Source organism: Spirillospora sp. NPDC000708, from assembly GCF_040299565.1.
GTDB lineage: Bacteria > Actinomycetota > Actinomycetes > Streptosporangiales > Streptosporangiaceae > Spirillospora.
The window spans coordinates 129,086-150,117 of record NZ_JBEPCJ010000014.1; the positions used below are offsets into that span (position 1 = coordinate 129,086).

Consider the following 21,032-nt stretch of genomic DNA (forward strand, 5'->3'; position numbering starts at 1 on the left):
CGGGTCAGTCCTTCCCGGCCGCCGGGGCCCCGGCCGCCGCGCTGACGGCCTTGAGGATGCCCTGGTAGCCGGTGCACCGGCACAGGTTCCCGGACAGTGCGTCGCGGATCTCCTCGTCGGTTGGGTCGGGGTTGTCCTTCAGGAAGGCGGTGGCGGAGACGATGAACCCCGGGGTGCAGAAGCCGCACTGCAGGCCGTGGTGGTCGCGGAAGGCGGCCTGGACCGGCGAGAGCCCGCCGCCCGGTGACGACATCCCCTCGACGGTCGTGATCTGCGAGCCGTCCGCCTGCACGGCGAACACCAGGCAGGCGCGGACGGCCTCGCCGTCGACCAGGATCGTGCAGGCGCCGCAGACACCGTGCTCACATCCCAGGTGAGTACCGGTCAACTGGCAGTGCCCTCGGAGGAAGTCGGCGAGGGTGAGCCGCGGCTGCACTGTCGCGCGCCGGACAATGCCGTTGACGTGCATCTCGATGTCGACCTCAGTCACTGCGGGCCTCCTCAACTGCTTCTTGGACGGCCTTTCGCCAGGCTCGCGCGACCATGGCCGCGCCTACACGCGCGCGATAGGCGGCGGATCCGTGCAGGTCCGACGGGATCGAGGGGAGACCGGCCATGGCGGACCTTCCGACCTCGTCGGCATCGATCCCAGCGGCGTGATCTCCGGTCGCCGCGGCCTCCACGGCCGGAGCCTTCTGAGCGGCGGGGCCGAGCCCGAACAGGCTGATGTCGCAGCTGTGGATGCGGGCGTCCTCGTCGAGTTCGACCGCGACGGCGGCTCCGGCCAACGCGAAGTCGCCGCTTCTGCGCGCGAACTCCTCGATGGCGAAACCGCTGCGGGGGAGGCGGACGGGAAAGACGATTCCGGTCAGCAGTTCGTCCTCTTCCAGTGTCGTGCTCCACAGGCCGGTGAAGAACTCACCGGCCGGAATCGTCCGCTGCCCCCGAGTGGGGTACGCCTCGATCTCAGCGCTCAGGGTCAGCGCCACCGCGGGGTACTCGGCGGCGGCGTCGGCGTGGGCGAGCGAGCCGCCGATGGTGCTGCGGTTGCGGATCTGGAAGTGGCCGATCAGGGGGGTCGCGCGGGCCAGGAGCGGGACGCGGCCGGCGACTTCACGGGAACGCTGGATCGCGGCCTGCGTCGTGCCCGCGCCGATGCGCAGCGATCCGTTGCGGCGCTCAATGCCGCGCAGATCCGCTACGCGGCGCAGGTCGACGAGATGTTCCACCGCCGCCAATCGCAGGGCGAGCATGGGGACCAGGCTCTGCCCGCCAGCGATGGCCTTGGCGTCCTCTCCCAGCTCGGTGAGAAGGGAAGCCGCTTCCTGGATGCTCGAAGGCGCATGATAGGCGAACGGTGCCGGCTTCATCGGGCGGCCGTCCCCGGCGTGGAGGCGCCGGATGCGCACACGAGCTCGACGATCGATGCCGGAGACAGCGGCAGCCGGGTGATCTTCACTCCGAGGGGGGCGAGCGCGTCGGCGACCGCGTTGGCCACTGCGGGCGGCGAACCGATCGCGCCGCCCTCACCGACCCCCTTGTAGCCGCCGTGACCTGGGCCTGACGTCTCGACGTGGCAGTACTCGATGGCGGGCACCTCAGTGGTAGTGGGCAGCAGGTAGTCCATGAAGGTGGTGGTCAGGGGGTTACCGTCCCCGTCGTAGACGAAGTGCTCGTACAGGGCGCCGCCGATCCCCTGCACCGTGCCGCCCGCGATCTGCCCCTCCACCACGTTCGAGTTGATCATCGGCCCGCAGTCCTCGGCGACGATGTAGCGCAGCAGCTTCACCTCGCCCGTGACGACGTCGACCTCGCATGTGCAGACGTGCGTCGCGTTGGCCCAGATCGCCAGGCTCCGCGCCCGGTACCGGCCGCTGGCCTCCAGTCCCGGTGGCACGCCGGGCGGCAGGCCCTCGGTCTGGAAGTAGGCGATAGAGGCGATCTCGGCGTAGGAGAGCCCGGCGCCGGGCGTGCCGCGGACGTAGGCCCGTCCGCCGGCCAGTTCGATGTCCCCGGTGGCCGCTTCCAGGCGGTGCGCGGCGATCGCCGTGATGCGCTCCCGCAGGACGGACGCGGTCTCGGCGATGGCTCCGGCGGTCATCGAGCCGGACCGGCTGCCGCCGGTGCCGCCGCCGAACGGCGTGAGGGCGGTGTCGCCCTGGACGGTGTTGACGTCGGCGATGTCCACGCCGAGGGCGTCCTCGGCGAGCTGGACGACGGTGGTCTCGATGCTGTTGCCGCTCGACCCTCCGGTGACGTACACGTTCACCTTGCCGGACGGCTCGATCCGGATCGTCGCACCGTCGGTGGCATGGACGCCGACGCCGCTCGTGGTCGGCTCGATGTAGGTGCATGTGCCGACGCCCAGGTAGCGGCCCTCGGCGCGAGCCCGCGCCTGCTCCTTGCGAAAGGCCTTGTAGTCCAGGACGTCCAGCGCGTGCTCGAAGGTCTCCAGCGGCGTGACCTCGGTGTAGGGCATGCCGTTGGGGTTGGTCAGCGGCAGCTCGTCGCGGCGCAGCAGGTTGCGGCGGCGCAACTCGACCGGATTCATCCCCATCCCCATCTCCCGCGCCGCGATGTCGAGGAGCATCTCGCGCGCCACCGACTCGAACTGCCAGGGCCCGCGGTAGGCGGTGCGTCCGGTCGTGTTGGAGAACACTGACTTGCAGGAGAACGCGGCCTCGGGGACCCGGTAGGGGCCGGGGAAGAGCAGCCCGACGGCGGCGGCGGTCTGCACCGGCCATGGCGTCGGGTAGGCGCCCGCGTCCTGCACGTGGTCGATCGCGGCGGCCAGGATCCGGCCGCCGGAGTCGAAGGCGATCCGGGCGTCGCCGTGCTCGTGGCGTCCCTGCCCCGCCGCGATCAGGTTCTCCTGCCGGTCCTCGATCCACTTCAGCGGGCCGGGCACCTTGCGCGCCGCGAGCATCACGCACATGTCCTCGCGCTGCGGCACGGCCTTCTGCCCGAAACCGCCGCCCGTGTCGCGCATCACGACCCGAATGCGGTGCTCATCGAGGCCCAGCAGCCGGCTGCAGAACAGCCGCGTCTCGTGCGGCGTCTGCGTCGACGCCCAGATCGTCATCTCGCCGCTGGACGGCGACCATTCCGCGACCAGGCCGCGCGTCTCCATGGGCACGGCCGCGTAGCTCTGCTGGTAGAAGGTCTCCCTCGCCACATGGGCCGCCCGCTCGAAGACGTCCGCGAGGTCGTCCGCCGGGCGCCCGGCGAGCTCCCCGGCCAGGTTGCCCGGGTAACCGGGGTGTACGCGCTCGGTCGCTTCGCCGGCCGTGGCGTAGTCGAGGACAGGCGGCAGCGGCTCGTAGTCCACGACGACGAGTTCGGCTGCGTCCTCGGCGATGTAGCCGTCGTCCGCGACCACCAGCGCCACCGGATCACCGACGAACCGCACCTCGCCCTCAGCCAGCGGCGGCCGCGGCGTGTCCGGCACGTCAGGGCCCATCAGTGAATACCAGGGGGCGTGAACATCAGGGTTGAGGTCGTCCGCCCTGAAGACGGCATGGACGCCCCGCAGCGCCAGCGCCTCGGAGGCGTCGACCGAGAGGATCCGGGCACGGGCCAGCGGGCTGCGGACGAAGTGCGCGTGCACCATGCCAGGCCGCACCACGTCGTCCACGAACGTTCCGTGGCCGGTCAGCAGCCGCGGGTCCTCGACCCGGGGCGTGCGCGCACCGGCATAGCGAGGCGCGCTCGCCGCCGGCCCGTTCATCGACCCGCCTGCGCTGAGAGGACCGCGATCTTTCCGCCTGGCCGCTGGCGAACCCAGGCAGGTACGTGCCGTTGCATCGCAGGCCTCCTTTCCCCTCGTACCGGCAAACAGAAGGAGCAGACCGTCCGTGGCGTTCGGCGAGAACACGACCGGCCGGGGGCGGACGGTCACGGCCTCCGGCTCCCTCGATCCAGCGAGGGGCGGGTCGTGCTGAACGAGTGTTTAAATGCTGAACAACTGTTTAGCAGCCGCCTGGGTGGCCGTCAAGGGACAATGAGGGGCATGACTTCATCTCGTCGCATGGGAAGCGAGACTTCCAAGACGCGCTCGCTGCTGCTGGACATCGTCGAGCGCCTGATGCTCCGGGAGGGGTATGCCGCCGTCGGGGTCCGGCGGGTCGCGCGGGAGGCGGGTGTCACGCCGGCGCTGATCCACTACTACTTCCGTACGCTGGACGACCTCTTCCTCGCCGTGCTCCGCAGGCGCGCCGATCAGGAGTTCGAGGCGCACACCCGCGCGCTGAAGTCCGGTCGGCTCGTGCGGACTCTCTGGGATTACAACCGCATACCGGCGGGTGCGGCACTGACCATGGAGTTCATGGCACTGGCGAACCACCGCAAGGTGATCCGCAGCGAGTTCGCCCGCAACGCCGAGCGATTCCGCGAGACCCAGATGCAGGCTCTCGGCGGCTACCTGAAGGAGCGTGGGATCGAGCCCGACGATCTGCCTCCGGCCGCGCTCGCCGTCCTGATCTCGATGATTCCTAGGACGCTCGTGCTGGAGGACGCCCTGGGCCTGACCGCTGGGCACGCCGAGACCCTCACCTTCATCGAGCGATGCATTCAGGCGATCGACGACCGCCCAGCCGAGGAGGGGCAGGACCCCGCCGGCCACGGCGCGCCCGCGTGAAGGCAGGCCCGGCACCGGCCCATCCCGGTGGGCGGGAGGGGCCGGCGGACCTGTTGGTTGCCATTGCCGCCTCGCCCCTTTCCCGGCTGTCGGCGGTATGTGGAGGAGTCAGGTCCCGTTCGCGGGCTGACGGTAGGTGTGTCCGTCGACCGTGGTGGTGAGCGTGCCGGTGGCCTGGAAGATGTTGGTCAGCACGTCGATCGTCAGGTGGAATCCGCTGGCGCTGGTCTTCTTGGTCGCGTGCACGAGCCCGGTCTCCACCAGGTCGGAGAACCAGTCGAGCGTGTTGATGGTGGGGGAGGAATCGGTCGCTGCGACGCTCTCGGTGCCGTTGATGATGTGGATCCCGTCGTCGGAGTAACGGGAGTAGCTGGCGGCGACGGCACTGACGGCGGTGCGCGCCGGGTTCTCGGTAATGGTGATCTTCGCCGAGCCGGACGCCTTGCCTCGCAGGGTGTAGATGCCCTGCGGCGGATAGGGCCGGTTGGGCGCCGGGCTCCCCGGCGTGTAGGGGGTCCCCCAGGGCACGGTGTCGGAGATCGGGGCGGTGTGGCGCGGCCGGAGCGGTTGGCGACTCGTCAGCCGGGCGATCATCATGCGGGCGGTGCGTCCGCCGGGTTCGGTGGAGGTCTCGCAGGGCAGCGGGTTCGCCCCGCCGCAGGCGGGCGGGACGGCCAGGGCCTGCCAGTAGACGATGCTGGTGCCGTCGGGCGACCAGCGTGGGTCGGCCATGCCGTTCCAATTGGGGTCATTGATCGCGCCGGGGCCGCCGTTCCCGGCGGCGTTGATCTGCTGCCCCTGGTAGGCGCCGCGGTCGCCGTACCGGTCGATGAGGTAAGGCTGGAAGAACCGCCGCTGCCCGTTGTTGCGGGTGGAGGACACGGCGCTGGAGGTGATCAGGTCGGTGACCGGCGGGATGCCGCGCATACCGGCCACGAACATCTGCCTTCCGGAGCCGCGGGTATCCATGACGACCGTCCATTTGTCGTTCGGGGAGCTGTCGACCGGGTCGGTGTACTCGGGGTTGCTGGTGAGCCGGCGGACCTTGCCGGTTCGCAGGTTCGCCGCGAAGACATCGATGTTGGACGACTCGGCCGGGTAGCCGATGTAGATGACCTCTTTGCCGTCCTTGGTGAAGCCGCGCAGTTCGCCGACCGAGATGGCCTGGGGGTTGATGCGCAGTTCGCCGGGTCGCTTGGGGGCGACCGACAGCGGTTGCGCCTGCGGGTCCGGGTCGAACAGCCGTGTGACCTTCTCCAGGTCGTAGCGCGGCGCCAACGGGGTGCCGGTGGTCGGCGAGGGATCGAAGGTGAGTCGCCCCAGATAGCCGAACTGGCCGAGCTTGCCATTGGAGTAGGTGAAGCTGTTGAACCCAAGATGGACGTTGTCGGGGTTCAAGCGCAGTTCGCGGATTTCGCCGCCCGCCCCGGAGCCGTCGGCGGTGACGTTCCAGCGGATCGGGTAGATGTGTACGCGGGCCGACGTGCACGCCTTGTCGGCGAGTCGGTAAGGCGAGCAGTCGATGACATTGGTGCCGGCGAGGACACGCCTCCCGTCGGCGAACGGCTGAGGGTAGTGCAGCGCCGCCGAGCGGCCGACGGCGTTCGCGTCGGGTACCCCGCAGGTGAGGCATTTCCAGCTGTCGCCGCCGGGGAAGGTGGTGCCGTCGGTCTTGACGATGATCAGTTGCTGGCCGGCGTAGACGCTCGCCGGATCGGGTGCGGACGGCGCTCCGGTGAAGGCGACGGTGGCGGTGACGTGATGGCCGTCGGGCAGGAACCCTCCAGACTGCAGCCCGGTGGAGACGCCGAGGCAACCGGTGCCGTGCGGGTTGATGGAACGGGTGCACGAGCCCGCCGCGATGCTCGGCGTGACGGGAGGTAGCGGCAGCTCGCTGACCTTGATCGGTTCGGGCTTCGGCGCAGGCGGGGCCCCGTGCCACCCGGCCTTGTGCACCTTCAGGTCGGCGGCCTGAGATTTCGGTGCCTGCCACAGCGCACCCCCCACGCCGATGAGAAGGACGAGTGCTAACAGCCATACCGGTGACCGCCCTATTCGCTGTCCGGACGTCATCGTGCTCACCATGCGTCACGCCCCTTCCTGGAACCGTGAAGACAGCAACGCGGCCGAGCGGGCCATCGCGACCGACATTGCCGCTATCGATTTTTGAGAATCATACTCTCGATCCCTTTGTTTTACTCTTGAAGTTGGCTGGTTTTTCCGTCAGAGGCATTCAAGGCATTCGTCTATGCCACGCGTCCGCGAATACTGCTGCGGCCGTGTTGATTCGAGTACCCCAGTCGGTGGTAATGCGTATTTACCTGTCGCTCACCCGCCTTCCGTCAACGGTACCAATCTCCTATGAAGGAATCCCACCTGTCGTACCTGGCGAGCCCCGCCTGGGCCGAGACGTTGCGCACCGACCTGCTTCCACCGGCTGCAGGGAGCGGCCGACCTCGGCGATGACGTTCTGGAGATCGGCCCAGGCCCCGGTCTCACGACCGACCTGCTCCTCGAAGTGGCCGGCAAGGTAACGGCGGTCGAAGTGGACCACGACCTCGCAACCGGCCTGCGCGAACGCCTGCACGGCCAGAACGTGGAGGTCGTCCACGGAGACGCCCGCACCGTCGGACGCGAAGAGGGCCGGTTCAATGCCGGGACTTGCTTCTCAATGCTTCACCACATGGAATCGCCCCAGGCCCAGGACGAGTTGTTCGTCCGGCTCCACGCCCTCCTGAGGCCCGGCGCCGCACTGCTCGGAGTCGACTCCGTTGACAGCGAAATGACCCGATAGGGACACCGCGACGACACCTACGTACCCGTCGACCCCGACACTCTCGAAGAGCACCTGCGCGCCGCCGGATTCGCAAACATTGCCGTGAACCGCCCTAACCAACATCAATTCCGCTTCACCGCAAGAAATCCCACACCCCCTTTGTGGCCAACCCCCGACCAGACGACCGATGAGCGGACGATGCTAGGGTTCCAGACCCGGCGTCGAGGGGCACGCAGTAGCCACGCAGTAGCTAATTGACTGCAGATCGACGAATCGGCCGCCACATAGAATCAGTTCTTCGGTGGTGAGGTGTATCTGCTCGACTCGGCCAGCTCGGCGGCGTCCCTCATCAGATCGAGGACGATGGGGCCGAACGCCAGCAGCTTCTCGTCCTGGCCGGCTCGCTGGTAACCCTGTTCCAGCACCACGCCCAGCTTCCATTTGGCGAGGACGAGGTAGTAGTCGATGTCGTCGACCTGGCGGCCCGAGACATCGGCGTAGTGTGCGAGGAGCTGGTCGCGCGACGGCATCCCGCGCAGATCGACGTAGCTGGCCTCGGACGCCTCGGGCGCGCCGGTGTCCGCAGGCCAGCTCTGGATCATCCAGGCGAGATCGAGCTTGGGGTCGCCGACCGTGCCCATCTCCCAATCGACGATGGCGGCCAGGCGCGCCGGTGCGCCGTCCCGGAACATCACGTTGGCAAACTGATAGTCGCCGTGCATGATGCCGGGCACGTAATCCAGCGGGCGATGAGCGCGCAGCCACGCCGCGGCGACGTCGAAGCCAGGGAGTTCGCGGCCCTTGGACCGCTCGAGGAAGCGCGTCCACCGGTCGACTTGGCGCTCGTGGAAGCCGTCGGGACGGCCGAGGTCGTGCAGGCCCTTCGCCTTCCAGTCGACTCTCGACAGGAGCGCGATGCCTTCTGCGAGTTGGTAGCCGAGTCCGGCACGAGCCTGGGGATCGGTGTCGAAGGGATCGGGCCAGCTCGTACGTCCCATGGGAGACCAGCCGTCGACGAATCCCATGAGGTAGAACGGGCGGCCGAGCACCGAGGCGTCCTCGCAGACCGCGATCGCCTTCGTGTGCGGTACATCAGTGCCGTCCAGCGCCTCGACGATGCGCCACTCCCGCAGGATGCCCTTGTCCCGGTCCGCGGGCGCCTCCGGTGGCGGGATCCGGATGACGCAGCGCTCGTCGCCACGGACGACCTCGTAGATCTCGTTCTGAGTCCCGCCGGACAGCAACCGGTGCTCGATCGGGGCGCCCTCTCCGCGCAGGCCGGCACCGTCCATCCAGGCGGCGAGCCGTTGAAAGTCGATCACAGGTTTCCCACCTCGTGTTCAGTGCGGTCGGCGAACTTGGCCCGGGCGGCCTCGGCCTCCCGGGGGATCCATTCCGTGGGCCATCGATCGTCGTTGGGCCGGTGGCCGCGCGGTACCTGCTTGGCCACGGTGACGTTGTGCACTTCGGTCGGGCTGTCGGCGAGGCCCATCACGCCGGCGCCGTGGATCATCTGGAAGAACGGCATCTGCCATGCGGTGTAGAGCACGAAGAGCCGGAACTGGACCAGCTGTGCACATCATGTCCAGGGCCTTCTGCGCGAGCCCGATGGTCCGCATGGCGTGGTGGATGCGGTCGCCGCCCAGCCGGGTCTGGGCCACGGCGAACGCCCGGTTCTCGCCCCCCAGAAGCGCGTCGGCGGGCACCCGTACGTCGTCGTAGTGGATGAGCGCGTGGGAGCCGTCGTTCATCGCCTCGCCGTACAGGCCGACGTTGCGCTCGGTCTTGACACCGGCGGTATCGGTGGGGACCAGGAACATGGACATGCCCTGGTACCGGCTCACGTCCGGGTCGGTCACCGCCATGACGATGAGGAAGGCGGCCACTTTGGCGTTGGAGGAGAAGTACTTCCATCCGTTGATGACCCACTCGTCGCGGTCCTTGACGGCGCGGCAGGTGAAGCGGGTCGGGTCGGCTCCGGCGTGCGGCTCGCTCATCGAGTAGCCGGAGAAGATCTCACCGTCCAGCAGCGGCTGAAGGTAGCGCTCCTTCTGCTCCTCGGTGCCGTAGTGCGCGATGATCTCGGCGTTTCCGGTGTCCGGCGCCTGGCACCCGAACACCTGGGACGCCCATGGCGTCCAGCCGAGAATCTCGTTCAGCAGCGCCAGCTCGAGCTGGCCGTAGCCTTGCCCGCCCAGCTCGGGTCCGAGGTGCGTCGCCCACAGTCCGTGTCGCTTCACTTCGGCCTTGCGTGGATCAAGGATCTTGCGCCGGGACTCGTCCCTTGGCAGGAAGGTGTCGTTCCCCCACAGGTGGGCGAGGGGCTCGACCTCCTCCCGGACGAACGCGTCCGCCCAGTCCAGCTTCTTCTGATGCTCGGGGTTCGTCTCAAAAATCCATCCCATTGAATCCTCCTCTCGCAAATGAGAATATCATTCTTTCTACCAAGAATCATATTCTGTGCCCGGGAGGTTCTCGTGAGACTCGGCGACCAGGCGCAGGGCGAAGGACGGGCGCGCATCCCGACCATGGGGCCCTCCGGCCGAGCGGATGATGTCGCGAGCCGAATAGCTCAGCGTGCCCTCGCAAAGAGAGGCGCTGACTACACCGATGAGGTACGCCGTCTGCTCGATGCTGCCCTCGACGCCATGCGGCAGCGCGGCACGACATCGCGTCCGCGCGTGGCCGACATCGTGAACGCCGCCGGGCTGTCGAACGAGGCCTTCTATAGGCACTTCCCCTCGAAGGGCGCCTTGGTCGCAGCCCTGCTTGAGGACGGAACCGAGCGTTTGCACGGCTACGTGGCCCACCAGATGGCCGATGAGCCGACACCGGAGGGGAAGGTGCGCCGGTGGGTTCAGGGTGTGCTTTCCCAGGCTCGTTCGGAGACCGCCGCCGCCACGTGGGCCGTGCTGTGGAACGCGGGCGCCATGAACGAGGTGATCGGGTCCGCGCTGCCCACGCCCACCGACCGCCTTGCCGAGTTGCTGTCCGAACCGCTGCGCGACCTCGGCAGTGCCGATCCGGTCTTCGACGCGTCGCTGGCCGCTCATGCCACATTCGGCAAGCTGGGGAACTATCTGTGGAGCGAAAGGCAACCCGCAGACAGCGATGTCCAGCGAATCACGGCGTTCTGCCTCCGCGCGATCACCCTGGTGAGCGGCGAGCCGGGATAGGCGCGGGATGCCTCTCATCGTCGGTAGGAGGCCCGCCGAGGCGAAGACCGTCGATCTCCCAGCGCGTCCAGGTGGGCTGCGGGTCATCCAGGTCTGCCGTCGACCAACCGAAGACCTGTCCGTAGAAGCAGCGGGCCTCCGCGAGGTCTCGGCAGGCCAGCTCGACGAAGCACGCGGCCGAGTGGTCACCGATCAGCGTGGTCTCTCCTGATGGTCCCGGCTGTCAGACACCGAACTCGGCGCCCTGATATCGGCGAATTGGGCTATCCGCGCCAGCTGGGCGACGTCAGTGGGGTCTGCCCGGCAGGGGCCCCCGCAGCCTCGACGGTCCGTACGTGCGCATCCACGTCGTCGACCCTGAAGATGCAGGTCCATGAAGGCGACTGACTGTCATCGGCCAGCGCCTGGACCCCGGCGACCCCTGGGCCGGAAGCGCCCTCGGTGAAGATCTCATAGTCGCCGAAACCGCTGAAGGTCAGCGTGTAGGCCTCCCAGCCGAACAGCTCACGGTAGAACGCCTTCGAAGGCTGGGGGGCCGGGCTCCCTAGATCGACCCACGACTGGGTGCCATGGCGTTCATAACTCATGACGGGGCGCACCTGACTCACAACAGACACGCTAGGTGCGCCACCGTCATGTGATCGGCCGGTGGCGTTTTCGGTTTCTCCAAGGAGCGGGGCGCTCACCCCAAGAGACGGCGCCGTGCGGATGGCCGTCCACGCGCCGCGTGACGTCCCGGAAAGTCACCCGGACCGAGAGAGGGAAACGTGTCCGCAGCGCCGGCTCTGCGACTGCGCTTCGGCCGCCGGCCTGCGCACTGGTCAGCGGCTCTCGTCGTGGCGGAAGACCCTCCCGGCCTTCATGACGAACCGAACGTCCTCGGTCACTCCGATGTCGGTGAGGGGATCGCCGGGGACGGCGATGATGTCGGCCAGGAGACCGCTCTCCAGCCGGCCTCGGTCGGTGACGTCGATGAGGTCGGCGGCGACCGTGGTGGCGGCGCGGATTGCCTGCAGCGGTGTCATTCCGCGCTCGACCAGGGCCAGCAGTTCCTTGGCGTTCTTTCCGTGCGGGATGGCGGGGGCGTCGGTGCCGCATGCCACCTTGACGCCCTTCGAGATGGCCTTGCTGATCGTGGCCCGCGACCGCGGGAACACGTCCGCGGCCTTGGCCTGCAGTTCGGGGGCGGCCCTGGAGACGTCCATGCCGTCGGTGAGGTAGGTGGTCGCCACCAGGAACGTGCCGCGCTCCACCATGAGATCGAGCGTCTCGTCGCTCGCGAGCGAGCCGTGCTCGATGCAGTCGATTCCCGCTTCGACGGCGTTGCGGATGGCGTCATCGCCCATGCAGTGGGCGGCGACCTTCAGCCCGGCGCGGTGGGCTTCGTCGACGATCGCCCGGAGTTCCTCGTTGGAGTACTGCTGTGCCCCGGCCGGACCGGTGTGCGACATGACGCCGTTGGACGCACAGACCTTGATGACGCGCGCTCCGTGCTTGATCTGGTAGCGGACCGCCTTGCGGACCTCGGCGACGCCGTTGGCGATCCCCTCCTCGACGGTGAGCGGCATGATGTGGGGCGCGAAGGCCTGGAACATCGTCGGGTCGAGATGACCGCCCGTCGGTGTGATGGCGTGGCCGGCGGGCACCACCCACGGCCCGTCGATCCAGCCGAGGTCCACGGCCTTCTTCATGGCCACGTCGAGAAGGAGCCCACCGGTCTGCACGAACAGGCCGAGGTTGCGCACCGTGGTGAACCCGGCCCGCAGGGTCCGGCGGGCGTTGGTGACGGCCCGCAGCGTGCGGACGGCGGGGTCGTCCTGCACGGGGTTCAGCGGGCTGCGGTGGTCGGGCCCGCCGAGCAGGAGGTTCACCTCCATGTCCATGAGGCCCGGCAGCAGCGTCACGTCACCGAGGTCGATCAGGACGGCGTCGTCGGGCACGGAGACCGGTGCCACCTCGGCGATGCGCTCGTCCACGATGAGCAGCGAGCCCGGTGCGATGAGCTCGCCCTTGTCGATGTCGAGCAGCCGGGCGGCCCGCAGGTGGATCGGTGGCTGCGGCTTTCTCTCACGCGGCATGCGCGCTCCTTCGACGTCGTCGGGTGCGGTGACGGGACGGGCAGGGCCGGTCAGACGGCGGGTTCGACGACGGCGTCGATGCTCGACGCGCCGCTGTCGGGGACCCTCGGCTGGCTCCACGCCTCGACGGGGAACGCGACGGTCACCAGCGCGCAGAACAGCCAGAGCAGGTGCTTGTCCTGGTCGGAGATGCCGTCGAGCTCGACCTGCTCGAGGTAGGGGGTGGCGCTCTCCAGGCGGGGGAACGCGGCGTCGTAGAAGGCCTGCAGTTCGTCCATGGTGCTGGCGATCCGCTTGGCGTAGCGCTCGCGTTCGGTCGGGAGCGCCCAGCCCGCGAACGGCTCCAGTTCGGCGAAGTCGGGGGGAAAGGTGCTGGCCATCGTGGGTGTCTCCTCAGGTCAGGACGTCGCCGAGGCGGCCGGCGCCGGGGACTGCTCTCGCCGGTGGTCGCGCACGTACCGGTTCGCGGTGTTGTGCAGGTGCCGCAGCAGCACCTCCTGGTCGTTGAGCGGGAACTCGGTCACGGTCCGGGACTCGAGCATCGTCTGGGTGGCCTCGAGGGTGTTGCCGTCCTGCAGGCCGTACTCCTTGAACGAGACGACGGCGAGTTCCTGCTGGAGGCGCTGGAACGCGTTCTTCGGCGGGACGAAATAGGCCGTGCCCTCGAAGATGTGCGTGTTGTAGGAGGTCGGCCAGTAGTGGTAGGTGAGGACCCAGTTCGGCCGCCAGATGAGCAGCATGAAATTCGGGAAGAAGACGAACGAGTCCATGCCCCAGTGGGGGTGCCGGGCCGGGTTCACGGCCGGCGGCCATTCGTCCAGGCCGATGTCGGGGGCGTCCCACGGGCCGAAAAGACCGCTGCGCAGCGCCCGCTCGATCGGCTTCACCATCTTCTGGTCGTGCGGGGGAGCGATGCCGCCCCAGGACGACACCATTCCGTGCGGGCCGTCGATGTCGTACGCGATGGCCTCGTAGCCGTACTTCTTGATCTTCTGGGCCTCTTCGGGCATGTACTGGCCCGCGTGCAGGATCGGCGCGTGGTAGAACTCGGCGAACGCGTCGATGAACAGCTTCCAGTTGCTGCCGATCTCGGCCCGGTACTTGTGGACCTGGGTCAGCTTGTCGAAGGGGTATCCCTCGATGCCCTTTCCGTACTTGCCCAGGTATTCGCGCAGCGGGGTCCTGTTCTCGCTGTCGAGGTTCACGAAGACGAACCCCTCCCAGACCTCCGCCTGGACGCCGACCAGCCCGTAATCCGACTTGTCGAGGTCGAAGAACTCGCCCTCCTGCTGGACGAAGGTCAGCTTGCCTTCGAGGTCGTAGCGCCAGGCGTGGTACTTGCAGGTGAACTGGCGGCAGATGCCGCTGGTCTCCTCGCGCGGGTAGTCGTTCCACACGAGCTTGTTGCCGCGGTGCCGGCAGACGTTGTGGAAGGCGCGGACCTCGCCGTCCATGCCGCGGACGACGACGATCGAGGTGCGGGCGGCGTCCAGTTCCTTGGTGAAGTAGCTGCCCTTCCGCGGCAGCTGCTCGACCCGGCCGACGTTCAGCCACGTGCGCCGGAAGATGGCGTCGCGCTCCAGCTCGTAGTGCTCGGGCGTGATCGAGTCCGCGTAGGAGAGCGGGCCTTTGTCGATCTTGTGGTGCTCGGTCCAGCTGCCCTCGGCGGGCTTGGGGAAGTGCGCCATGTGGTCTGCCTCTCCGGTCGGTCGTCGCGGCGATGGTAGCAAGGATCTCCAAAAATGAGAAGCTCATTCTCGCTCGTGGAGGGCCTGCGGCGGCGGGCGCGGGGTCATTTGATCGCGACGGGGTTGAGCGGGGAGCCGACCCCGCCCGGGATGTTCAGCGGCGACGCGACGAACATGCACTCGTGGACGCCGTCGGCCGCGCAGTCCTCGGCGAGGGCCTCGAAGTCGAAGAGCTCGCCCAGTAGCAGACCCATGTCGCGGATCGCGAGCATGTGGAAGGGGATCATCGGGCCGCCGGCGTTCGCGCCGAGCACCTCGACGGCGAAGTTGTCGGCGCAGACGGCCGCGATCTCGTGGTCGCGGATCCAGCGGGCGCACTCCCAGGTGAGGCCGGGGGAGCGGCCCAGGCCGACGTCAGCGCCGCGGCGGTGCCGGGGATAGGTGCCGGTGCGCAGCAGGAGCACGTCCCCCGGGCGGGGGCGCAGCCCGGCCGCGTCGAACGCGGCGTCGAGGCCGGCGGGCCCGATCTCCGTCCCGGGCTCTAGGTGGTCGACGCCGAGCCGGCGCGGGATGTCGAGCAGCACGCCGCGCGACACCACGCCGGCGGAGAGGTTCTGGATCGAGCAGCGCTCGGCTCCCCACGCGGTGACCGCGGTGTCGTGGTGGTAGCCGTTGTAGAGAAGGTCGTCGTACCAGAGGTGGCTGAGCGCGTCGACGTGCGTCGACGAGTGCGTCCCGAGGATGACCATGTCCTCGGACGAGCGGAAGTCCGAGAGCTCGCCGCGGGGGTCGTCGCCGCGGTACCGGGTCATCGTGTGGATCGGGTTGAAGCGGCCGCTGCCGGGGGCGGAGTAGGGCCCGGTCCCGTCGGCGGGGACGGAGAGCCCGAAGGTGACGCCCCTCCGCACGGTCGCGGCCGCCGCGCTCACGCGGTCGGGGGTGATCAGGTTGAGGGCCCCGCGCTGGTCGTCGTCCCCCCAGCGTCCCCAGTTGCTCAGCTCGCGCCCGAGGGTCCGGACGCCCTCCATGTCGATCGATGGCATCGGACGGCCTCCACAAGGCGAGAATTGAATTCTCAATATTCGAGTATGATGCTTCCGCTGCTGGCGCGGCGTCAACCGGCCGGCGGGCGCGCGCCTCCGGCCGCGCCCGGGAGGGACGAGACTGGTTTTGACGTCGAAGTCGAGTTACGATCCCGTCTGCGGCGGCCCGCGTCCCGGACGCCCCTCACCCGAACCCCGCTCACCCCAATCCCGCTCCCTGAATCCCGGCTAGGAGGTCGAAGCGTGGACGGTTCGCGCATCGCCGACATCATCGAGATCGAGCAGATGCTCGCGCGCTACGCGGTCGGCATGACGAAGGACGACGTGGAGGCGGTCGTGGCGGTGTTCGCGCCGGACGGCTCCTACAGCGCCTTCGGGGAGAGGTACGGTGTCGCCGACTTTCCCGAGCTGGTCGCGGCCGCGCCCAAGGGCGTGTTCTCGGTGAGCACCCCGGCCATCACCTTCGACGGCGAGGACGCGGCCAGGGGCGAGCAGCCGCTGTGTTTCGTCGCCCAGACCGACCACTCGATGCGCATCGGCTACTACACCGACACCTATACCCGCACCCCGCAGGGGTGGCGGCTGCAGACCAGGGCGATGACGTTCCTGCGGCGCAGCGGGGCGCGCGATTCGGGGCGCGCGCATGATCCGCGGCGTCCCGCGCCCAGGCGGACGTCGGCGAGCTGATCGCGCGATCGATGGATCTTCAAGAGTTCCGCACCGGTCTGGACACGTGGCTGGACGAGCACGAGCCGGAGCTGGCCGCCGGTTTCGGGCCGGAGGTGTCGTTCGACGCGGAGATGGCGCATCTGTCCAAGGTCAAGCGGATGACGTTCGACGCGGGCTGGATGCGGTGGGGCTGGCCCGAGCGGGTCGGTGGGCTCGGCGGGTCGACGCTGATGCGCGCCTACCTCGGCGAGGCCCTCGCCGCCCGGGACATGATCGAGCCGGGCATCTATTCGATGACCGAGGTGCTGGCGCCGACGATGATCGGGTTCGCGCGCCCGGAGCTGGCGGCGGAGACGGTGCCGCGGCTGCTGCGCGGGGACGAGACCTGGTGCCAGGGGTTCTCCGAGCCGAGCACTGGCAGCAACCTGGGTTCGTTGGCGTGCCGGGCCCGCCGCGACGGCGACGTCTGGCGGGTGTCGGGCCAGAAGGTGTGGACGAGCCTGGCCCAGTACGCGCACCGCTGCGTCCTGTTGACCCGGACGGGCCCGCCGGAGTCGGGCAGCCGGGGCATAACGGCGCTGTTCGTCGACATGGACTCGCCCGGGATCACGGTCCGGCCGATCCGTGCGATGCACGGCCGCGACGAGTTCTGCGAGGTGTTCTTCGACGACGTGCGCGTCCCCGACGAGCGAAGGCTCGGGGACGTCGACGGCGGCTGGGCGATCGCGATGGACCTGCTGCCCTATGAGCGCAGCACCTCGCTCTGGCACCGCAGCGCCTACCTGCGGCAGCGGCTCGGGCATCTGCTGGCGTCCGCGCCGGAGGGCGCGCTGGACCCCGCCGAGCTCGGCGAGGTCGTGCAGATGGCGTTCGCGTTCCACGCGCGTTCGCGCGGGACGCAGTACCGGATGGCGCGCGGGGAGCGCCTGGGGCCGGAGACCTCGATCGACAAGGTGCTGCTGGCGGCCACCGAGCAGGCGGTGTTCGACCTGGTCGCCGGCGCGGTCCCGGCGGCGGTCGCGCTCGGCGACGACGCCGACGGCGACCGCTGGCGCACCGGGTTCCTGTACTCGCGGGCGGCGACGATCTACGGCGGCAGCGCCGAGATCCAGCGCGACATCATCGCGCGCCGCCTCCTCGACCTGGGGGACGGCCGATGATGGACGCCGACACCGCCGAGCTGCTGGCGCAGAGCCTGGAGCGGGCCTTCCGGAACACGTCCGGCAAGGAGGTCGAGGCGGCGCTGGACGAGGTCGGCTGGCGCGAGGCCCTGGAGGAGGAGGGCGCCGCCGCCATCCCGTTGCTGTTCGCCCGCCAGGGCGAGGCGAACGCGACGTCCGGCGCGCTAGACGATGTGCTGACGTCCGTGCTTGGACTGCCGACCGGGCCGGGCATCGCGTTCGTCCTGCCGGAGTTCGGCGATCACACACCGCCTGGTTCCCTCCATGACGGCGACCTCGCATTGCAGGGCCTCGGCAGCGCGCGGATTGCCGCCGCGGACCGCGCCGTGGTGCTCGCGACGCGTCCGGACGGCGCCCTGAGCGCGATCGTCGTCGACACCGGCGAGGTCGAGGTGCGGCCCATCGGCGGCGTCGACCCGCGCCTGGGCCTGTGCGCGGTCGGCGGGCGGCACGTCTCCGCCACCGGCGAAACCCCCGTCACGGCGGCGGCCTGGGACGCCGCGCTGGCGGTGGGCAAGGTCGCGCTGGCGTACGAGCTGATCGGCGCGAGCCGGACGATGCTGCGCCTGGCCCGGGAGCACGCGCTGACCCGCGTCCAGTTCGGCAAGCCCATCGCAGCGTTCCAGGCCGTCCGGCACCGGCTGGCCGAGTGCCTGGTCGCCATCGACAGCGCCGAGGCCGCCGCAGGCGCCGCGATCGGAGCGGACAGCGAGGTCTCACCGCTGCTCGCGGGGATGGCCAAGGCTGTGGCCGGACGCAACGCGCGCACCGTGGCCCGCCACTGCCAGCAGGTCCTCGCGGGCGTCGGCTTCACCGACGAGCACGACTTCCACCGCTACTTCCGGCGCGTCCTGACCCTCGACGGCCTCCTCGGCGACGCGCGAACACTGACCCGCGCGCTCGGAGAAGAGCTGCTCCGCGAGCGCCGCCTGCCCGCCGCGCCGCCCCTGTAAGACACGCCCCGCCGCAAAACGCGCCGCCGGTGGCGCCGGGCCGTTCGGCCTCGGCACCACCGGCGGTCCGGCGTCACTTATTGCGTTTGGAGAGCTGCCGGTCGAGGGTCGCCCGCAGCTCCGGCGACAGGAAGGACCGGTCCTCGGCGGCGATCGCGAAGTCGAGCGTGGCGAGGACGGCGCGTTCCAGGTGCAGGTTGAGGACCCGCTTGGTGTCCTCCAGCGTGCGGCGGGGGAGCGCCGCGAGCTTGCGCGCGCACGCCATCGCCGCGTCCATCACCTCGCCGTCGGCGCAGACGTGGTTGGCCAGGCCGATCTCGGCGGCCCGGCGGGCGCTGATCCGCTCGCCGGTCAGCGCGTACTCCTTGGCGAGCTGCAGGCTCGTCAGCAGCGGCCAGGTCACCGGGCCGCCGTCGGCGGCCACGAGCCCGACCATGACGTGCGGGTCGGCGAGGTGCGCGCTCTCGGCGATGTACACGATGTCGGAGAGCGCCGCCAGGCTGCATCCCAGGCCGACGGCGGGGCCGTTGACGGCCGCGACGATCGGCAGCCTGCACTGGACCATCCCGGTCACGATGCGGCGGGCGGCCACCAGGGTCTGCCGCCGCAGCGCGTCGTCCTTGGTCAGCTCGTCCAGGTAGGAGAAGTCGCCGCCCGCCGAGAACGCGCGCCCGGCGCCGGTCAGCACGACCGCGCGGGCCCCGTCGTCCGCGTCGAGGCACGGGAACAGGTCGGCGAGGGCCTCGTGGAGGACGTGGTTGGTGGCGTTCAGCGCGTCGGGACGGTTGAGCGTCACGATCCGGATCGGCCCGTCGGCGGCGACCTGGATCTCCGGGGGCAGGCCGTAGTCGACCGCGGTCGCGCTCATGCGACCGGAAGCCCGAGGATCCGCGTCGCCACCAGGTTGCGCTGGATCTGCGACGTCCCGCCCATGATGCTCTGCGCCCGGCTGTAGAGGTACATCCTCAGCCACGTGTCCTCCTCGATGCCGCCGGTGAGGTTGCTCATGCCGAGTGCGGCGTGCCCGACGGCCTGTTCGACACGCGTCATCAGCAGCTTGTCCACCGAGCCCTCGGGCCCGTGCGAGATCCCGTCCAGCCGGTCCGAGAGCCGCCGGCACACGTGCAGCCGCAGCATCTCGGCCTCGATCACCGCCCACGTGACGTCGCGCACGTTCTCCTCGGTGGACCGGCCCGACTCGGTGCGCAGGCGGGCCACGAGCTCGTTGATCGCCTTGCTGTAGCGGGCGACGTAGCCGAGCTCGCCGGGCTCGCGTTCGTGGCTGACCACGGTCATGGCCAGCTTCCAGCCCTCGCCCGGCGCGCCGATCATGTCGGACGCCCGCGCGACCGCGCCGTCGAAGATCACCTCGCCGAACTCGCGGGTGACCCCGTTGATCATCTTGAGCGGCCGCTGCTCGATGCCCGGCTGGTCCATCCGGACGGCGAACGCCGACAGCCCGCGGTGCTTGGGCGCGTCCGGGTCGGTGCGGGTCAGCACCAGGCACCAGTCGGCCTCATCGGAGTAGCTGGTCCAGACCTTGTGCCCGGTGATGCGGTACTCGTCGCCTTCGCGGACGGCGCGGGTGCGCAACGACGCGAGGTCCGAGCCCGCGTCCGGCTCGCTGAACCCCTGGCACCAGCGCTCGCGCCCGCTGACGAGGCCGGGCAGGAAGCGCTTGCGCACGTCCTCGGCGGCGTGGCGCAGCATCCCCTGCACCAGGTAGCCGAGGCTGGGGCGCGGGGGCGCGCCCGCCAGCGCGAGCTCCTGGTCGAGGATCGCGTCGTACACGGTCGGCAGGCCCTGGCCGCCGACCTCCTCGGGCCAGGACAGGCCGAAGAAGCCGGCGTCGTAGAGGGCGCGGTGCCAGGGCGCCTGCCCGTCCCAGTACGCGTCGGAGGTCGACGACTGGGGGAGCCTCGGGTTGTGCTCGGCCAGCCACGCCCGCAGCCGCGCGCGGAACGCGGCCTCCTCGGGGGAGTCAGCGAAGTCCATCGTGCCCGCCTCCGATCTCGTGGTGCGCGGCGACGCGCGCGAGGTTCACGCCGACGTCGCCGAGGAGCTGCGCCGACACCAGCGCGCGCCGCAGATGGACGTGCGCCAGGCACTCCCAGGTCATGCCGATGCCGCCGTGCACCTGGATGGCGGTCTCGCACACCTCGCGGGCAGCGCGCGCGCAGTACGCCTTGGCGATCGAGGCGGCGGCGAGCGCCTCGCGGGACGGCAGGGCGTCGGCCGCCCAGGCCGCGTGGCGGGTGACGCTGCTCGATCCCTCGACCGAGACGAAGGCGTCCGCCAGCAGGTGCTGGACGCTCTGGAAGGTGCCGATCAGCGCCTCGTACTGGCGCCGGACGCCCGCGTAGGCGCGGGCGAGGCCGACCGCGCCGCGCATCGTCCCGACGAGGTCGGCGCAGGTCAGCGCGAGGGCGAGGGCGGACCACGCGTCGACGTCCGCGGCGGTGAGCGGGCCCGCGGCCGGGAGCCGCTCGGCCCGCGCGTCGCCGACCGCCGCCGCCGGGCGGGTGAGGTCGCGTCCCTGCGACGTGCCGGTCACCGGGACGCGGACGAGGTCGTGGCCGTGGCCGTGGCCGGTGCGGACGAGCGCGAGGGCGGCCGTCGCGCCCCGGGCGTCGATCGCGACGCCGGAGCAGCGGGCGTGCTCGTCGTCCAGCACGACCAGGCCGGAGAGGTTGGGCCGCAGCAGGACGGTCTCGAGGCCGGCGGCGGGCTCCGTGCCCGCTCGGCGCCGCAGCTCGGCGGCCAGCGTCGGCCCGAGGAAGGGGGCGTCGGCCGGGCCCCGGCCGAAATCCACGGGGTCGATCGCGGCCTCCA

20 protein-coding genes are annotated in these 21,032 nt (G+C 69.9%); 6 read left to right on the forward strand and 14 right to left on the reverse strand.

The features are described 5' to 3' along the window. Positions 1 to 4 precede the first annotated feature (4 nt). Genes ABT299_RS13390 through ABT299_RS13400 form a run of 3 tightly spaced genes read right to left on the reverse strand, consistent with a single transcriptional unit; the run spans position 5 to position 3,727 of the window. The gene (locus ABT299_RS13390; RefSeq protein WP_500250915.1) at positions 5 to 490 is read right to left on the reverse strand and encodes a (2Fe-2S)-binding protein; all 486 of its coding nucleotides are present in this window, start codon (positions 488 to 490) and stop codon (positions 5 to 7) included. Continuing rightward, positions 483 to 1,370 carry an FAD binding domain-containing protein gene (locus tag ABT299_RS13395; protein WP_500250916.1) on the reverse strand — a complete coding sequence of 296 codons (888 nt, stop codon included), beginning with the start codon at positions 1,368 to 1,370 and terminating at the stop codon, positions 483 to 485. Before ABT299_RS13395 ends, ABT299_RS13390 begins: the two co-directional genes overlap by 8 nt. Continuing rightward, complete coding sequence (locus tag ABT299_RS13400; protein WP_500250917.1) at positions 1,367 to 3,727, reverse strand: xanthine dehydrogenase family protein molybdopterin-binding subunit; 2,361 nt, start codon at positions 3,725 to 3,727, stop codon at positions 1,367 to 1,369. Before ABT299_RS13400 ends, ABT299_RS13395 begins: the two co-directional genes overlap by 4 nt. A 300-nt stretch (positions 3,728 to 4,027) precedes the next feature. Between ABT299_RS13400 and ABT299_RS13405 the strand changes: the two genes are divergently transcribed. After that, positions 4,028 to 4,636 carry a TetR/AcrR family transcriptional regulator gene (locus ABT299_RS13405; protein ID WP_500250918.1) on the forward strand — a complete coding sequence of 203 codons (609 nt, stop codon included), beginning with the start codon at positions 4,028 to 4,030 and terminating at the stop codon, positions 4,634 to 4,636. A 108-nt stretch (positions 4,637 to 4,744) separates the two neighbouring features. On the opposite strand, the gene ABT299_RS13410 is transcribed toward ABT299_RS13405, so the two are convergent. After that, positions 4,745 to 6,721, reverse strand: a complete 1,977-nt coding sequence (locus ABT299_RS13410) for a TolB-like translocation protein (protein WP_500250919.1) — start codon at positions 6,719 to 6,721, stop codon at positions 4,745 to 4,747. A gap of 352 nt (positions 6,722 to 7,073) precedes the next feature. On the opposite strand from ABT299_RS13410, the gene ABT299_RS13415 reads away from it, so the two are divergent. Beyond that, positions 7,074 to 7,430: a methyltransferase domain-containing protein gene (locus tag ABT299_RS13415; RefSeq protein ID WP_500250935.1), complete on the forward strand. Its 357-nt coding sequence runs from the start codon at positions 7,074 to 7,076 to the stop codon at positions 7,428 to 7,430. A 272-nt stretch (positions 7,431 to 7,702) separates the two neighbouring features. On the opposite strand, the gene ABT299_RS13420 is transcribed toward ABT299_RS13415, so the two are convergent. Then, the gene (locus ABT299_RS13420; protein WP_500250920.1) at positions 7,703 to 8,704 is read right to left on the reverse strand and encodes a phosphotransferase family protein; all 1,002 of its coding nucleotides are present in this window, start codon (positions 8,702 to 8,704) and stop codon (positions 7,703 to 7,705) included. 48 nt (positions 8,705 to 8,752) lie between these two features. Then, a complete protein-coding gene (locus tag ABT299_RS13425; protein WP_500250921.1) occupies positions 8,753 to 9,817 on the reverse strand; it encodes an acyl-CoA dehydrogenase family protein in 1,065 nt (354 codons plus the stop codon). A gap of 72 nt (positions 9,818 to 9,889) precedes the next feature. On the opposite strand from ABT299_RS13425, the gene ABT299_RS13430 reads away from it, so the two are divergent. Beyond that, a complete protein-coding gene (locus ABT299_RS13430; RefSeq protein WP_500250922.1) occupies positions 9,890 to 10,588 on the forward strand; it encodes a TetR/AcrR family transcriptional regulator in 699 nt (232 codons plus the stop codon). 263 nt (positions 10,589 to 10,851) lie between these two features. On the opposite strand, the gene ABT299_RS13435 is transcribed toward ABT299_RS13430, so the two are convergent. From ABT299_RS13435 to ABT299_RS13455, 5 genes are all read right to left on the reverse strand, one after another. After that, positions 10,852 to 11,196, reverse strand: coding sequence for a VOC family protein (locus ABT299_RS13435; protein WP_500250923.1), 345 nt, complete (start codon positions 11,194 to 11,196; stop codon positions 10,852 to 10,854). A 213-nt stretch (positions 11,197 to 11,409) separates the two neighbouring features. Further along, the gene (locus ABT299_RS13440) at positions 11,410 to 12,666 is read right to left on the reverse strand and encodes a metal-dependent hydrolase family protein (RefSeq protein ID WP_500250924.1); all 1,257 of its coding nucleotides are present in this window, start codon (positions 12,664 to 12,666) and stop codon (positions 11,410 to 11,412) included. Between the two features lie 50 nt (positions 12,667 to 12,716). Continuing rightward, complete coding sequence (locus ABT299_RS13445; RefSeq protein ID WP_151540174.1) at positions 12,717 to 13,046, reverse strand: hypothetical protein; 330 nt, start codon at positions 13,044 to 13,046, stop codon at positions 12,717 to 12,719. A gap of 18 nt (positions 13,047 to 13,064) precedes the next feature. Further along, positions 13,065 to 14,354, reverse strand: a complete 1,290-nt coding sequence (locus ABT299_RS13450; RefSeq protein WP_500250925.1) for an aromatic ring-hydroxylating oxygenase subunit alpha — start codon at positions 14,352 to 14,354, stop codon at positions 13,065 to 13,067. 104 nt (positions 14,355 to 14,458) lie between these two features. After that, positions 14,459 to 15,397 carry a cyclase family protein gene (locus ABT299_RS13455; RefSeq protein ID WP_500250926.1) on the reverse strand — a complete coding sequence of 313 codons (939 nt, stop codon included), beginning with the start codon at positions 15,395 to 15,397 and terminating at the stop codon, positions 14,459 to 14,461. 243 nt (positions 15,398 to 15,640) lie between these two features. Between ABT299_RS13455 and ABT299_RS13460 the strand changes: the two genes are divergently transcribed. Genes ABT299_RS13460 through ABT299_RS13470 form a run of 3 tightly spaced genes read left to right on the forward strand, consistent with a single transcriptional unit; the run spans position 15,641 to position 18,200 of the window. Then, the gene (locus tag ABT299_RS13460) at positions 15,641 to 16,084 is read left to right on the forward strand and encodes a nuclear transport factor 2 family protein (protein ID WP_192808749.1); all 444 of its coding nucleotides are present in this window, start codon (positions 15,641 to 15,643) and stop codon (positions 16,082 to 16,084) included. Positions 16,085 to 16,095: 11 nt separating this feature from the next. Next, entirely contained in the window at positions 16,096 to 17,226 is a 1,131-nt protein-coding gene (locus ABT299_RS13465) for an acyl-CoA dehydrogenase family protein (RefSeq protein WP_500250927.1), read from the forward strand. Beyond that, positions 17,223 to 18,200: an acyl-CoA dehydrogenase family protein gene (locus tag ABT299_RS13470; RefSeq protein ID WP_500250928.1), complete on the forward strand. Its 978-nt coding sequence runs from the start codon at positions 17,223 to 17,225 to the stop codon at positions 18,198 to 18,200. The genes ABT299_RS13465 and ABT299_RS13470 overlap by 4 nt, the downstream gene beginning before the upstream one ends. 73 nt (positions 18,201 to 18,273) lie before the next feature. On the opposite strand, the gene ABT299_RS13475 is transcribed toward ABT299_RS13470, so the two are convergent. From ABT299_RS13475 to ABT299_RS13485, 3 genes are all read right to left on the reverse strand, one after another. Next, on the reverse strand, positions 18,274 to 19,068 hold the full coding sequence (locus ABT299_RS13475; protein WP_500250929.1) for an enoyl-CoA hydratase/isomerase family protein: 795 nt from the start codon (positions 19,066 to 19,068) through the stop codon (positions 18,274 to 18,276). Beyond that, entirely contained in the window at positions 19,065 to 20,195 is a 1,131-nt protein-coding gene (locus ABT299_RS13480; protein WP_500250930.1) for an acyl-CoA dehydrogenase family protein, read from the reverse strand. The genes ABT299_RS13475 and ABT299_RS13480 overlap by 4 nt, the downstream gene beginning before the upstream one ends. Further along, positions 20,182 to 21,032, reverse strand: an 851-nt coding sequence (locus ABT299_RS13485; protein WP_500250931.1) for an acyl-CoA dehydrogenase family protein, incomplete at its 5' end; no start/stop codon positions are given. The genes ABT299_RS13485 and ABT299_RS13480, both read right to left, overlap by 14 nt.